General features: G+C 69.5%; 12 protein-coding genes and 2 tRNA genes. 4 read left to right on the top strand and 10 right to left on the bottom strand.

What is annotated here, in order from left to right:
- Positions 1-90 precede the first annotated feature (90 nt).
- Complete coding sequence (locus tag I4Q55_RS25535) at positions 91-321, top strand: hypothetical protein (RefSeq protein ID WP_091304206.1); 231 nt, start codon at positions 91-93, stop codon at positions 319-321.
- A gap of 94 nt (positions 322-415) precedes the next feature.
- The gene (locus I4Q55_RS25530; RefSeq protein WP_206791115.1) at positions 416-1,717 is read left to right on the top strand and encodes an acyltransferase; all 1,302 of its coding nucleotides are present in this window, start codon (positions 416-418) and stop codon (positions 1,715-1,717) included.
- On the opposite strand, the gene I4Q55_RS25525 is transcribed toward I4Q55_RS25530, so the two are convergent.
- The 9 genes from I4Q55_RS25525 to I4Q55_RS25485 all read right to left on the bottom strand — a co-directional run bounded on the left by I4Q55_RS25525 (position 1,707) and on the right by I4Q55_RS25485 (position 10,705).
- Positions 1,707-2,606, bottom strand: coding sequence for an amidohydrolase family protein (locus I4Q55_RS25525; protein WP_206791114.1), 900 nt, complete (start codon positions 2,604-2,606; stop codon positions 1,707-1,709). The genes I4Q55_RS25530 and I4Q55_RS25525 overlap by 11 nt on opposite strands.
- Positions 2,603-3,085 (bottom strand): SsrA-binding protein SmpB, encoded by a 483-nt coding sequence (smpB, locus tag I4Q55_RS25520; RefSeq protein WP_043776590.1) that lies wholly within the window; start codon positions 3,083-3,085, stop codon positions 2,603-2,605. Before smpB ends, I4Q55_RS25525 begins: the two co-directional genes overlap by 4 nt.
- A 46-nt stretch (positions 3,086-3,131) precedes the next feature.
- Complete coding sequence (ftsX, locus tag I4Q55_RS25515) at positions 3,132-4,025, bottom strand: permease-like cell division protein FtsX (protein WP_206791113.1); 894 nt, start codon at positions 4,023-4,025, stop codon at positions 3,132-3,134.
- Positions 4,026-4,089: 64 nt separating this feature from the next.
- The gene (gene ftsE / locus I4Q55_RS25510) at positions 4,090-4,779 is read right to left on the bottom strand and encodes a cell division ATP-binding protein FtsE (RefSeq protein WP_003082104.1); all 690 of its coding nucleotides are present in this window, start codon (positions 4,777-4,779) and stop codon (positions 4,090-4,092) included.
- A gap of 112 nt (positions 4,780-4,891) precedes the next feature.
- Positions 4,892-5,989, bottom strand: a complete 1,098-nt coding sequence (gene prfB, locus I4Q55_RS25505) for a peptide chain release factor 2 (protein ID WP_206791112.1) — start codon at positions 5,987-5,989, stop codon at positions 4,892-4,894.
- A gap of 63 nt (positions 5,990-6,052) precedes the next feature.
- Positions 6,053-6,553, bottom strand: a complete 501-nt coding sequence (locus I4Q55_RS25500) for a PadR family transcriptional regulator (protein WP_206791111.1) — start codon at positions 6,551-6,553, stop codon at positions 6,053-6,055.
- Between the two features lie 379 nt (positions 6,554-6,932).
- Positions 6,933-7,009: transfer RNA gene (locus tag I4Q55_RS25495), tRNA-Met, on the bottom strand.
- 552 nt (positions 7,010-7,561) lie between these two features.
- Positions 7,562-7,635: transfer RNA gene (locus I4Q55_RS25490), tRNA-Met, on the bottom strand.
- A 67-nt stretch (positions 7,636-7,702) separates the two neighbouring features.
- Positions 7,703-10,705 (bottom strand): UPF0182 family protein, encoded by a 3,003-nt coding sequence (locus I4Q55_RS25485; RefSeq protein ID WP_307793300.1) that lies wholly within the window; start codon positions 10,703-10,705, stop codon positions 7,703-7,705.
- Between the two features lie 149 nt (positions 10,706-10,854).
- Between I4Q55_RS25485 and I4Q55_RS25480 the strand changes: the two genes are divergently transcribed.
- Positions 10,855-11,394 (top strand): PPA1309 family protein, encoded by a 540-nt coding sequence (locus I4Q55_RS25480; protein WP_206791110.1) that lies wholly within the window; start codon positions 10,855-10,857, stop codon positions 11,392-11,394.
- Here I4Q55_RS25480 and I4Q55_RS25475 read toward each other — a convergent pair.
- The gene (locus I4Q55_RS25475) at positions 11,391-12,416 is read right to left on the bottom strand and encodes a PDZ domain-containing protein (RefSeq protein WP_206791346.1); all 1,026 of its coding nucleotides are present in this window, start codon (positions 12,414-12,416) and stop codon (positions 11,391-11,393) included. The two genes, I4Q55_RS25480 and I4Q55_RS25475, sit on opposite strands and share 4 nt — an antisense overlap.
- Positions 12,417-12,598: 182 nt before the next feature.
- Between I4Q55_RS25475 and I4Q55_RS25470 the strand changes: the two genes are divergently transcribed.
- Positions 12,599-13,957: a zinc-dependent metalloprotease gene (locus tag I4Q55_RS25470; protein WP_206791108.1), complete on the top strand. Its 1,359-nt coding sequence runs from the start codon at positions 12,599-12,601 to the stop codon at positions 13,955-13,957.
- Positions 13,958-14,003 lie beyond the last annotated feature (46 nt).

The following is a 14,003-nucleotide window of genomic DNA, read 5'->3' as shown; positions in this document are numbered from 1 at the left end:
GGGTGGACAACGAGTCACCCGTTCCGCGGGCGGCACCGGTGTGAGCGCTCACCTACCATGAGCGGAACTGTCGTCGAGAGGAGCGCGCAGATGTCCGACGAGACTCGCTGCGTCCGTTTCTTCGGCGGCCCGCTCGACGGCCGCGTCCAGGAGCTCGGGGACGCCGAACCGGTGCCCGGCACCGTCATCCGGCACATCCACCTCCACGGCGGCCCGAAGATCGAGACCCGTTACGAGCTCGGCCTCACCGAGCACGGCTGGGAGTACCGGCTCGCCGCCACGCAGCACGAGCCGGAACCCGAGCCGGACGGCCTGAGGTAGGGGAAACCCCCGTCTCCACCGGGGGTCAACAGCACCTCGAAGAGGCCGGTCAGCACCGCTGTTTCCCCAGGTCGAAGCGGCCAAGCTGATCAGCATGCACACGAGCCGGGACAGGTTTCTCGACGTCGTCCGGGCGGGGGCCATCCTCGCCGTCATCGCCCAGCACTGGACCATGCCGGTGCTCTCCTACTCCGACGGGCACCTCGCCACCGGCAACGCCCTCGCGACGCCGGGCTGGTGGGTCGTCACGTGGCTCAGCCAAGTGATGCCCTTGGTCTTCTTCGCCGGCGGCGCGGCGAACCTGATCTCGTTCCGCCGCGCGGCGTCCCCGCGGCAGTGGCTCGCCGGGCGCATCAAGCGCCTGATGGTGCCGGTGCTGCCGCTGCTGGCGGTCTGGCTGATCGTGCCGGACTTCCTGCGCGGCCTGGGCGTCCCGCCGCAGCCGGTGCAGGTCGGCAGCGCGATCGCCGCGCAGCTGCTGTGGTTCCTCGCCGTGTACGTGCTCGTCGTGCTGCTCACGCCGCTCATGGCCGCCGCGCACCGGCGCTGGGGCCTGAAAGTGCCGCTCGCCATGGGCGCGGCGGGCATCCTCGTCGACGTCGCCCGCTTCAACGACTTCGGCTACATCGGTTACGCCAACGCGATCTTCGTCTGGGTCGCGGTGCACCAGCTCGGCTTCCACTACGTCGAAGGCCGCCTCGGCTCGCTGAGCCGCCGCGGCGCGCTGACGCTGTCCGCCGCCGGGTTCGGCGTCACCGCGCTGATGGTCGCGTTCGGACCGTACCCGGCCAGCATGATCGGCATGCCCGGCGCGCCGGTGTCGAACATGAGCCCGCCGACCGTGCTGCTCGCCTTCCTCGCCGTCGGCCAGATCGGCCTGCTGCTCGCCTTCCGCCCGCAGCTCAACGCGCTCGCGGCGCGCCCCGGCGTCGGCGACGCCCTCGGCTGGCTCGGCGCCCGGTTCATGAGCGTCTACCTCTGGCACATGCCGGCGCTGATCGTCGTCGCGGGCGTGACCGTCTACGGGCTCGGTTACCGGACGCCGGCGCCGGGCACGGTGTTCTGGCTGGTCATGGCACCCGGGTGGTTCGCGGCGTGCGGGCTGGTGCTGCTGGGGCTGCTGCGGCTGTTCGCCCACTTCGAGATGCAGCGCGACACCGGCGCACTCACCGTCCGGACGCCGCAGCTGGTCGTGGCCGGGCTCATGGTGTCGGGTGGCCTGCTCGGCCTGGCGGCGCACGGGTTCGCCCCGCTCTCGGACGGCATCGCCCATGGCCCGGTGCCATGGGTGCTGCTGGCGACGGCCGGGTTCCTCCTGGCGGGCAGGCAGATCCCGGTGTCCGACCTGCTCGGCCGGGCGGTCGCCGTCAGCGAACGAGCTGCGCTCAAGCGCTGAGGAGGCGCGACGGCGTGTCGTGCAGGACCGCCCGCAGGAACGGCTCCCCCAGGCGATCGTCGGCCGCGGCCCAGCCGGCGATCGCCTGCAGCTGCGTCGCGTACGGGTACGGGATGTTCGGGAAGTCCGTGCCGAGCACGACGCGGTCGGCGTATGCGGCCAGCCGCGCTGTCCAGTCCGGCGGCAGCGGCGACATCGCCTCGGCGAAGGGCACGCCGACCATCGTGGTGTCCAGGTGCACCCGCGGGTACTTGGCCAGGAGGTCGAACGCCGCCCCGAACTCCGGCATCGCCGCGTGCGCGAGCACCGCCGTCAGCTTCGGGTGCCGCGCCAGGACTTCGCCGAAGACCGCCAACCCGGTGAAGTCGCCCCGCAACGGCCCGTGTCCACAGTGGACGACGACCGGGACACCGGCGTCGGCCAGCGCACCCCACACCGGCTTCAGCCGGTCGTCACGCGGGTCGTAGGCACCCACCTGCACGTGCGCCTTGAACACCCGGGCGCCGGCCCGCAGCGCACCGTCCACAGCGGACCCGGCGCCGGGTTCGGGGTAGAACGTCCCGGTCGGCACCGCGTCCGGGACCCGCGAAGCGAACTCGAGTGCCCAGTCGGTCAGCCACTGCGCCATCCCCGGCTTGTGCGGGTAGACCAGTGGCGCGAAGCGCGTGACACCGAGCGAACGCAGCGTCCGCAGGCGCTCCTCTTCGGACGTCCGGTAGAACACCGGCCACTCGGTGCCGTAGTGCGTCGAGGCCCGGTCGAAGTACGCCCAGACCTTGTCCAGCACCGGCTTCGGCAGGAAGTGGACGTGCAGGTCGACCAGGCCCGGCAGCCCCAGCGACGCCGTCCAGCCGGCGACGTCGGCATCGGCGGCCGGGCCGGGCGTCACTCCGTGAACCGGCCCTTGAGCGCGCGGCCCATGGCCTTCCTGATGTCCCGCTCCGCGTCGCGCTTGGCGAGCGTCTGCCGCTTGTCGTAGGCCTTCTTGCCCTGGGCCAGCGCGATCTCGACCTTGACCTTGCCGTCCTTGAAGTACATCGACAGCGGCACCAGGGAGAGCCCGCTCTCCTTGGTCTTGCCGATGAGCTTCTCGATCTCGCGCCGGTGCAGCAGCAGCTTCCGGGTGCGCCGCGGCATGTGGTTGGTCCACGTGCCCTGCGTGTACTCCGGGATGTGCACGTTGCGCAGCCACACTTCGCCGTCGTCGACCGTCGCGAACGCGTCCGCCAGCGACGCCTTGCCCTCGCGCAGGCTCTTGACCTCGGTGCCGACGAGCACGAGACCGCACTCGTAGGTGTCGAGGATGGAGTAATCGTGCCGCGCCTTGCGGTTCGACACGATCACCTTCTGGCCACGTTCCTTGGGCATACGACCACTCTACGTGATTCTCGGAGCGACGAGCAGCTGGTTAAAACTAGTGCCGGACGTACAGCCGCAGCGTGACGTACCCGGTGATGGCGGAGATCAGCACGGACACCCCGAGCAGGATCGGCGCGACCGGGAACAGCAGCTCCAGCGTGGTGATCTTCGGGAAGACGTCGCCGGTGAACACCGAGTCGAGGAAGCTGACCTTGGTGAGCACCAGCATGAGGATCCCGAGGACCGCGCCGACCACGCCGGCGACCACCGCCTCCAGGAGGAACGGCAGCTGTGTGTACCACCGCGTCGCGCCGACCAGCCGCATGATGCCGACCTCGGTGCGCCGGGTGAACGCGGACACCTGGATCGTGTTGGCGATCAGCAGCAGCGCGGCGATGGCCATGATGAGCGCGGCGCCGAAGGCCATGTTGCGGACGCCGTTGAAGGCGTTGAAGACGCGGTCGAGGAACTTCTTCTGGTCGTCGACCTTCCGCACGCCCGGCTTGTTCGCGTACTCCTGCACGATCGCGTCGCTGCGGTCCGGGTCCTTCAGCTTCACGTGCAGCGACGCGGGCAGCGATTCGGGGCCGGTGAGCGCGATCAGCTCCGGCTGGCTCTCGAAGATCTTCTTGAAGCGGTCGAAGGCCTGGTCGCGGTTCTCGAACACGACCGACTCGACGCCGTTGTTGCTCTGCAGCGAGCTCCGCAGCGACTGGCACAGCGCCTGCGTGCAGTTCTTGTCGTTCGCGCTGATGTCGTCGGTGAGGTAGACCGAAACCTCGACGTCGGCGAGGAAGTTGGACTTCATCTTGTCGATGGTGCGCACGGCGAGGAGGCCGCCGCCGAGCATGGCGAGCGACACGGCCGTGGTCAGCATCATCGCGATGGTCATCGTGACGTTCCGGCGCAGGCCGGTGACTACCTCACTGAAGACGAAACTGGCGCGCATGGCGGGTGCAGGTCCTTGGGTTCGGGGGCGGCTTGGCGGGGCGGCGTCGGTACGGGATGCGTGGTCAGCGACCGATGCCGTAGACGCCGCGGGCGTCGTCGCGGATCACCCGGCCGAGCTGCAGCTCGACGACTCGGCGCCGCATGGAGTCCACGATGGAGTGATCGTGGGTGGCCATCAGGACGGTCGTGCCGGTGCGGTTGATCCGCTCCAGCAGCAGCATGATGTCCTGGCTGGTGTCGGGGTCCAGGTTCCCGGTCGGTTCGTCGGCGAGCAGCACCAGCGGGCGGTTCACGAACGCGCGCGCGATCGCGACGCGCTGCTGCTCACCACCGGAGAGCTCGTTGGGGAGCCGGTCGGCCTTGCCGTCGAGGCCGACGAGTTCCAGCACCTCGGGGACGACCTTCTTGATGGTCGGGCCGGGCTTGCCGATGACCTCGAGGGCGAACGCCACGTTCTCCGCGACGGTCTTGTTCGCCAGGAGGCGGAAGTCCTGGAAGACGCAGCCGATGGTCTGCCGCAGGCGGGGGACCCGGCGGCGGGCCAGCTTGGCGACGTCGAAGTTGGACACCATCACACGGCCCTTGCTGGGCGTCTCTTCGCGCAGCAGCAGCCGGAGGAAGGTCGACTTCCCCGATCCCGAGGGACCGATGAGGAAGACGAACTCACCCTTTTCGATGTCGACGGACACCCGCTCGAGCGCGGGCCGCGTCGAGGTCTTGTAGACCTTGGAAACCTCTTCGAGCCGGATCACGATTCGGCATACTACCCACCGGTCTCGTGAAGCCCCGGTTGCCCGGGCCACCCGGGTGGAGCAGCGGGTGTTTGCGTACGGTGAGCGGTCGCGCAAACACCCCCTGCGCCGATCAGGCGGTCTGCTTGCGCCAGCGGATGCCGGCGTCGAGGAAGCCGTCGATGTCGCCGTCGAGCACCGCGGTGGGGTTGCCGACCTCGAACTCGGTCCGCAGGTCCTTCACCATCTGGTACGGGTGCAGCACGTAGGAGCGCATCTGGTTGCCCCAGCTGGAGCCGCCGTCCTTGAGCGCGTCCATCTCCTTGCGCTCTTCCTCCTTTTTCCGCTGCAGCAGCCGGGCCTGGAGGACCTTCATCGCGGCCGCCTTGTTCTGCAGCTGCGACTTCTCGTTCTGGCAGGAGACGACGATGTTCGTCGGGAGGTGCGTGATGCGCACCGCGGAGTCGGTCGTGTTCACGCTCTGTCCACCGGGGCCCGACGAGCGGTAGACGTCGACCCGGATGTCCTTTTCCGGGATGTCGACGTGGTCGACCTCTTCGACCTCGGGCAGCACCTCGACGTGCGCGAACGACGTCTGGCGGCGGCTCTGGTTGTCGAACGGCGAGATCCGGACGAGCCGGTGGGTGCCCTGCTCGACGGAGAGGGTGCCGTAGACGTAGGGGGCGCTGACCTTGAACGTCGCCGACTTGATGCCCGCCTCTTCGGCGTAGGAGATGTCGTAGACGTCGGTCGGGTAGCCGTGGCGCTCCGCCCAGCGCAGGTACATGCGCAGGAGCATCTCGGCGAAGTCGGCGGCGTCGACGCCGCCGGCCTCGGAGCGGATGGTGACGACGGCGTTGCGGTCGTCGTACTCGCCGGAGAGCAGGGTGCGGACCTCGAGGCCGTCGATGGCCTTGCCGAGGTCGGCGAGCTCGGTCTCGGCCTCGCCCATGCTGCCGGAGTCGCCCTCGGCCTCGGCGAGCTCGTAGAGCACGCCCAGGTCGTCGAGCCGCTGGCGCAGGTCGGAGACCCGGCGCAGCTCGCCCTGCCGGTGGGACAGCTGGCTGGTGACCTTCTGCGCCGCCTCCGGGTCGTCCCAGAGCGTCGGGCTCGAGGCCTGTTGCTCCAGGTCGGCCACCTGGGCACGCAGCGCATCCAGGTCCATCACCGACTCGATCTGCGTCAGCTTGCCGGCCAGGTCCTTCAGTGCCGCGTCGAACTCATCACTCACGTTTGTCAAGGTTACGGCAAAACCCGCGACCGGTTGCGGGGACCGGTCGCGGGCGCGCGAACCTCAGGCCGCGGGGATGGCGTCGAGCAGCTTCAGCGCGGCCTTGGCCTGCGCCTGGGCGAACTCGGCGACGGCCTTCTCGTACGGCCCCTCGGCCGCCTTGGTGGCCGCCTTGGCGTCGTCGAGCTGCTGGCTGTAGCTGGCCCGGGCGGAGTCGAGCAGCGTCTGGCGCTGCTTCGCCGTCAGCGAGCCGGCGTGCACGAGCCGCAGGATGAGCGGGCTGCGCAGGTGGTCGGGGCCGGCTTCGGAGGTCAGCCAGGCCTTGAAGGCCTTCTTGCCGGCGGCGGTGATCAGGTACTGCTGGCTGGAGCGCGGGCCCTGCTTGCCGAGCCGGACGAGGCCTTCCTTGGACAGCGCCGGGAGCTCCCGGTACACCTGGCTGCGGGTGACGCTGAAGAAGGCACCGAACCGCTCTCCGGCTCCGGCGACGAGCTGCCCGCCGGTGGCGGGACCGTCGTGGAGCAGACCGAGCAGGGCGGCGGCTGTTGCATTCAATTCGGACACGCCTCCTAGATTCCCACTTATCGGCCGCTGTGTCCACAGTGGTCAGCGTATCTGTCCATTGTGGCTAGTGAGATCCCCTCGTTCGGCCCAATGCGACCAGGTCCACTGTGGACCTGAATACGCTCTGCAACCGCTCCCAGGAAATTTTGGTCCAACCAGACGCACGCGGGCCGCCCCGGAGCCTCCAGGCAGGTGAGTTCGGCGGCCGGCACTCCCCGGCTTGGCGCACCGCGGACACGCACCGCAACCACCCAAACCGGACGTCCACATCGTGGGATCCGCAGCTTTCCGCAGTCCGGACGGAAGGTTCAGCAGCAAAAGCCGCCCCAACATGAAAAAAGAGGCGCGTTCCCGGATTTCCCGAGAACGCGCCTCTTGGTGGTAGCGGGGACAGGATTTGAACCTGCGACCTCTGGGTTATGAGCCCAGCGAGCTACCGAGCTGCTCCACCCCGCGCCGTTGTGGTACTCGAATAGATTACACGGACCCCCCAAGCCCATTACAGGGGGGTCCCAAAACCCCCTTGACCAGCAACAACACACCCCCAGCCCCCAAGCCGCTCCACTGAGGACCACGACAGCCCCACCCCCGAACCGCGGAGCGGTGCGCGAGCGAATGCACGAGCAAACAGGCACTCGAAGACCCGAACAGCGAAGCCCCCGGCCTCGTTCGCGACAGTCGCGGACAGACACTCCCGAACGCAGCCAACCCATTCCACAAAGGAACCTGGCCCCAACGACCAAAAACCCCAGCCCCCCAGCCACAAACAGAGGTAGTCGTAGCCACAGAAGCCCCGGCCCCACACAGCAAACAAAAGAGCGGCAACAAAACCCCGGCACCGAACACCCACCCACCCACCCACCCACCCAGCCACCCAACCCAGCCCACCGCAGGGGGGTCCAGGGGCGGCGAAGCCCCCCTGGCGGGGGTCTGGGGGTCCGACCCCCAGAAGCAATGCGAAAAGAGGCGTGGCTCGCGATTTCCGCGAGCACACGCCTCCTACCTCTGTAGCGGGGACAGGATTTGAACCTGCGACCTCTGGGTTATGAGCCCAGCGAGCTACCGAGCTGCTCCACCCCGCGTCGTGGCACCTACCTTACGCCTGCCTTTCGGGCGGGTGCAAAGCAGGTGCCGCTTCGGTTACCGACGTCACCCTCCGGGCTGGGTGCTGGGTGGTGCCGTACTGGTGCCGGGTGCCGCGGTCTTGGCTGCTTCGTAGGCCTTGGCGGCGGCGTCGAGGGCGGCCAGTGCGGCGCCTTGGTCGGTGAAGTTGCCGGATTGCTGGGCGGCTTTGAGCTTGGCGAGGGCCGACTGGATGTCGGCGACTGCCCGGTCGAGGGCCGCGTTGCCGCCGCCGCTGCCGGGGGGCGGGGTGGTGGTCGGGTTCGTGGATGTCGGGGGGTTGGTCGTCGGCTGGCCGGCTTGGGGTGGCGTGGTGGTGGCTTCGCCGGTGCCGGCGCCGAAGACCTGGTCGAGGGCTTCCTGGAGGGTGGCGCCGTAGCCGACCTTGGGTCCGTAGGAGACGAGGACGCGGGCCAGCTGCGGGTAGCTGTTCTGGTTGCGTTGCCGGATGTAGACGGGTTCGACGTAGAGGAAGCCGTCGGCGACCGGGAGCGTGATCAGGTTGCCGTAGATGGGGGTGACGTTGGGGTTGTTGAACAGGGTGCGGTCCTGGGCGACGCGGGAGTCGCTCTGGAAGCGGTTCTGGACTTGGACCGGGCCGTCGACCTGGGTGGCTCCGGTGGCCGCGCTGGGTAGCTGGAGGACGCGGATCTTGCCGTAGTCGGCTGGGTCGGAGGACACCGACATCCAGGACGCGAGGTATTGGCGTTGGAGACCGGTCAGGGAGCTGGTCAGCTGGAACGTCGGCTTGGTCTGGCCGGGGGTGTCGGCGAGGACGTAGTAGCCGGGCTGGTTGGCCGCGCCGGCCGCGGCCGGGTTGGAGCCGCCTTCGGCGGTCGGGTCCTGCGGGACGCTCCAGAAGGCCTGCTGCGAGTAGAACTCCTGCGGGTTGCTGACGTGGTAGCGCGACAGCAGCTCACGCTGGATCTTGAAGAGGTCCTCGGGGTAGCGGAAGTGGGCGCGCAGGTCCGGGGAGATCTCGGAGCTGGGCTTCACGAGCCCGGGGAAGACCTTCTCCCAGGCGTTGAGGACCGGTTCCTTGTCGTCGATCGAGTACAGCGTGACGGTGCCGTTGAAGGCGTCGACGGTGGCTTTGACCGAGTTGCGGATGTAGTTGATGGAGCTGTTGGCCTGCCGGGCGACGCCGGTGAGGGAGTCGTTGGTGGCCGCGCCGAGCTGGGTCTGCTGGGCGTACGGGAAGTTGTTGAGCGTGGTGTAGCCGTCGATGATCCACTGGATCTTGCCGTCGACGACCGCCGGGTACGGGTCGCCGTCGAGGGTCAGCCACGGCGCGACCTTGCTGACGCGGTCGCGCGGGTCGCGGTTGTACATGATCTTGGAGTTGTCGCCGATGGCGTCGGAGAACAGGATGTTCCGTTCGCCGTACTCGGCGGCGAAGGCGAGGCGGTTGAACAAGTTGTCGATGGGGACGCCGCCGGTGCCCTTGTAGGTGTAGCGGTCGGTGGCGGTGTCGTACTCGCCGGGCGCGTTGCCGGACGTGCCGCCGACGATGGCGTAGTCGGATTGCGCCGCGGACAGCTCGCCGTAGTAGATGCGGGGTTCCTTGACCTCGATGCCGGGCTGGCCGGGCGCGGGTGCGCCGGCCCCCGCCGGGTTCTGCGTGTCACTGGTCGTGGCGATCGGGTAGCCGCCGTCGGAGTTGGCGTCCTTGACCGCGCGGTCGATGGTGTTGGCGGGCGCGACGACGAAGCCGTTGCCGTGGGTGTAGACGAGGTGCTTGTTGATCCAGCTGGTCTGGTTGCCGGTCAGGCCCTCGGTCTTGATCTCCTTGGCCGCGACGATGTAGTCCTGCGTCACGCCGCCGACGGTGTAGCGGTCGATGTCCAGCTTGGCCGGGAAGCCGTAGAAGTTCTCGCGGCCGACGCGCTGGGTGAAGGTGTCGGAGAGGATGTTCGGGTCGAGCAGCCGGATGTTCGACATCGTCCCGGTGTCGCTCTTGATCTGGTCCGGGGTGGCGTCCGACTTGCCCGTGTAGGGCTGGTACTGGACGTCGGTGAGGCCGTAGGCGCGGCGGGTGGCGTCCATGTTGCGCTGGATGGACGCCGCTTCCTTCTCGTTGGCGTTCGGCTTCACCGAGAACTGGTCGAGGATGGCGGGCCAGGCGACGCCGACGAGGATGCCGGACAGGATCAGCAGCACGAGCGAGATGGCCGGGAGCTGCAGGTTGCGCAGGAAGGCGCCGGCGAAGAACGCGATCGCGCAGATCACCGAGATGCACAGCAGGATCAGCTTGGCCGGCAGCACCGCGTTGAGGTCGGTGTAGGTGGCGCCGATGAACAGCGGGGCACCGCGGTCGGACAGCAGCAGGTTGTACCGGTCGAAGAAGTACTCGACGGCCTTCAGGAGCACGAAGAGGCCGACGGTGATGGCGAGCTGCGCGCGGGTCGGGCCGGCGAGCTGGCCGCCCTTGCCGGCCAGCCGGATGCCGCCGAAGACGTAGTGCGAGATCAGCGCGCCGAAGAAGGAGATGACGACGGTGATGAACAGCCAGCCGAGGAGCCAGTTGTAGAACGGCAGGTCGAAGGCGTAGAAGCCGACGTCCTTGCCGAACTCGGGGTCGGTCTGGCCGAACGAGGTGCCGTTGAGGAACAGCTGCACGACCTGCCAGTCGCCCTGCGCGGAGAGGCCGGCGATGAGGCCGGTGAGCACCGGGATGCCGATGCCGAAGAGGCGGATCCGGGCGACGATCGCCGAGCGGTAGCGCGCCAGCGGGTCGTCGGCGCCGGAGATCGGCACGAACACCGGGCGGGTGCGGTAGGCGATCATCAGGCTGACCGCCAGCGCGCCGCCGACCAGCAGGCCGACGGCGAAGAACAGGATGATCCGGGTCACCACCTGCGTGGTGAACACCGACCGCGCGCCGACTTCGCCGAACCACAGCCAGTCGACGTACGTGTCGAGGAGGCGGGCTCCGAGCAGCAACGCCAGCACGATCACCGCGGCGATGATGAGGAGGATCCGGCTCCGCCGGGACAGCTTTGGCAGGCTCACCGGGGGCCGAGTCGCCACGGCACACGCTCCTGTCTTCGTCAATACCTGAACAGGGGCGCGTGCGCCCCCTGATTCCCTAACTCTACGGATGCCCGGTGAAGTTCCCGGGACCCGCCCAAACCGGACTCGCGGCGGCTGCGCCCCGGCCGACCTGACACGATGTGCGCATGGCAGCGAACGAAGCGCGACAGGCCGGCGTGGCCGCGCTCGCCCGTGAGATCGAGGAGTTCATGGCGGCGGGCGGCTGGGACCAGCCTCCGCAGCTGTTCGCGCTGGTGCCGACGGCGGCGCTGCTCGACGAGCAGCCGGAGCTGGCCGGGCAGCTGGACCGGGCGAACCCGCTGACGCCGGTGGCCCAGGAAGCGCTGCCCGAGGGCGACCTCGCCGAGGCGCTGGGCCGGATCGCCTGGCCCGACCTCGTCATCGGGTGCGCGCTGGCCCAGGAGATCATCGTGCTGCCGCCGGGCTCGGAGTCGGAGCTGCCGGACGTCGCCGAGGCGGACGCCGAGAGCCTCCGCCGCGCGGCCGCCGACCACCCGCAGCGCACGGAGGCCCGTCTGGTGGCGGCCGTCGTGCGCGACGGCGAGGGCGCCTGCGTCATGCGGCTGCGCGGGGCCGGCACCGACGAGACGATGGACGAGATCGTGGAAAGCCCCGACCTGGCACCGAACCTGGTGGAAGCGCTGAAGGCCACGCTGCTGCCCTAGCAGGAAGCCGTCGGGCGGCCCGCCTTCAGGTTGGCCAGCTGGGCGAGCGCGTCGTCCAGTGTGGACACCTTGATGAGGTTGAGCCCGGCTGGTGCGGTGGTCTTGGCCTCGGCACAGTTGTGCGCGGGCACCAGGAAGTCGGTGGCGCCTGCTTCGCGGGCGCCGATGACCTTGAACGAGATCCCCCCGATCGGGCCGACCTCGCCGGTCTCGGTGATCTCGCCGGTGCCGGCGATGTGCCGCCCGCCCGCGATGTCGTCGCCCTTGAGCCGGTCGATGATGGCGAGGGTGAACATCAGCCCGGCCGACGGGCCGCCGACGTCCTGCAGGGAGATGTTGACGGTGAACGGCACGTCGGCGCGGTCGGCCGCGGTGAGGCCGATGAAGCCCTCCTTGCGGTCGGGGCGCGCGGCGAGGGTGAGCGGCACGGTGCGTTCGGGCTGGCCGTCCGACTGGAAGGTGATCTGGACGGTCTGGCCGGGCAGGGTGCCGGCGAGCGCGGCGCGCACGTCGGCGGCCTCGACGATCTTCTTGCCGTTGACGGTGATCAGCTTGTCGCCGGGCGAGAGCACGTGGTCGGCCGGGCTGCCGGAGACGATCTGCTTCGCCACCACCTTGATCGGGTTGCCGAGCTTGCGCAGGGCGGCGACCTGGGCGTTCGTCTGCGAGTCCTGCAGCTGCTGGATGTTCTCCTGCTTGACCTGCTCGTTCGTCTCGCCCGGCTTGAAGTACTCCTCGCGCGGGGCGAGCGCGTAGCGGCCGCTCGCCCAGAAGCCGAGGCCCTGGAAGAGGGTGACGCCGTCGTGCAGGGAGACGGTCGTCATCCGCAGCTCGCCGGTGGTCGGGTGGGTCTCGTGCCCGGTGACCTGGATGACGGGGTTGCCGGCGGCGTCGCGACCGAGCGTGTCGTAGGTCGGGCCGGGGCTGATCGCCACGAACGGCACCGGCACGACCGAGCCGAGCACCACGAAGATCAGGAACAGCGAGCCGCTGACCACGAGCGTCCAGCCACGGCGGGTCATCCGGCGGGCCTCGCCGGCCGGCTCCGCGGCGAGTTCCGGGGCGCTCTTCGCGGGGGCGGTCTCCTCGGAGGACTTGGTCACGACCGACAGCGTACGGTGACCGCGTTCGCTTCCCGGTGAAGGCCACGCACATGGGTCCGGTTGACGCGCTCGACGGGCCCCGACCCGCGTACGGTGGACGCATGAGCAAACCCCCGTTCGGCTTCGGACCTTCCGATCCCGACAAACGAGGTGAGAACGAGCCTCCGGAGCCCTCCGGCGCCGAGGCCTTCAACCAGCTCGGGCAGATGCTGAGCCAGCTGGGCCAGATGCTCAGCCAGGCCGGCAGCTCCAGCGGGCCGGTGAACTACGACCTCGCCAAGCAGATCGCCCTGCAGACGCTGGGCAGCGCCGGCAACACCGGCGAGAGCAAGCTCGGCTTCCGCGGCGGCGACGACGCGAACGCGGCGGTCCGCGACGCGGCCCACCTGGCCGAGCTGTGGCTCGACGCGGCCACGGTGTTCCCGGCCGGCGCGACGTCGACGGTCGCCTGGTCGCCGCGGTCCTGGGTGGAGAAGACGCTCCCGACGTGGCAGCGGCTGTGCGACCCGGTGGCCCGGCAGATCTCCGGTGCCTGGATGCAGGCGCTGCCGGAGGAGGCCAAGCAGGCCGCGGGCCCGCTGCTCCAGATGATGGGGCAGATGGGCGGGATGGCCTTCGGCTCCCAGCTCGGCAACGCGCTGGCCCAGCTGGCGTCGGAGATGCTGACGTCGACGGAGATCGGTCTCCCGCTGGCCCCGGCCGGCACGTCGGCGCTGCTGCCGGCGAACATCGAGAAGTTCGCCGAGGGGCTCGAGCTGCCGAACAGCGAGATCCTGGTGTTCCTGGCCGCCCGCGAGGCAGCGCACCAGCGCCTGTTCACGCACGTGCCGTGGTTGCGGCAGCGCCTGCTGGCGACGGTCGAGGAGTTCGCCCACGGGATTTCGGTGGACACGTCGGCCCTGGAGTCCTTGGCGGGCCGCATCGACCCGTCGAACCCGGCCAGCATCGAAGAGGCGATGTCGTCGGGGCTGCTGGAGCCCCAGACGACGGAGGAACAGAAGGTGGCGCTGCGTCGCCTCGAGACGCTCCTGGCGCTGGTCGAGGGCTGGGTGGACGTCACGGTGGCCGAAGCGGTCGGCGACCGCCTGCCGGGAGCGGACGCGCTGCGCGAGACGCTGCGCCGCCGCCGGGCCACGGGCGGCCCGGCGGAGCAGACGTTCGCGACGCTGGTGGGCCTGGAGCTGCGTCCCCGCCGGATGCGCGACGCCTCGAACCTGTGGAAGCTGGTGGGCGACCGGCACGGCCTGGAGAAGCGCGACGGCCTGTGGTCCCACCCGGACCTGATGCCGACGGCGGAGGACCTGGACGAGCCGATCGACTTCGCGGACCGGGTGGGTGAGGCGGGGTCGCTCGACGACCTCGATCCGATCGCCGAGCTGGAGCGCACGGAGAAGGCCGAGCGAGCGGAGAAGGACGAGAAGGGCGAGCCCCCCTCCGACGAGGGCGGCAAGCAGTCCTGAACTGAGTTCCGGAAGGCCGGTGACCCGCGGTGTCGGGTCACCCGCC

This window comes from Amycolatopsis sp. MtRt-6, assembly GCF_017308975.1.
Taxonomy (GTDB): Bacteria; Actinomycetota; Actinomycetes; order Mycobacteriales; family Pseudonocardiaceae; genus Amycolatopsis.
Note: the sequence above shows the minus strand (reverse complement) of the source record. Positions and strands in the feature narration are given on the sequence as shown.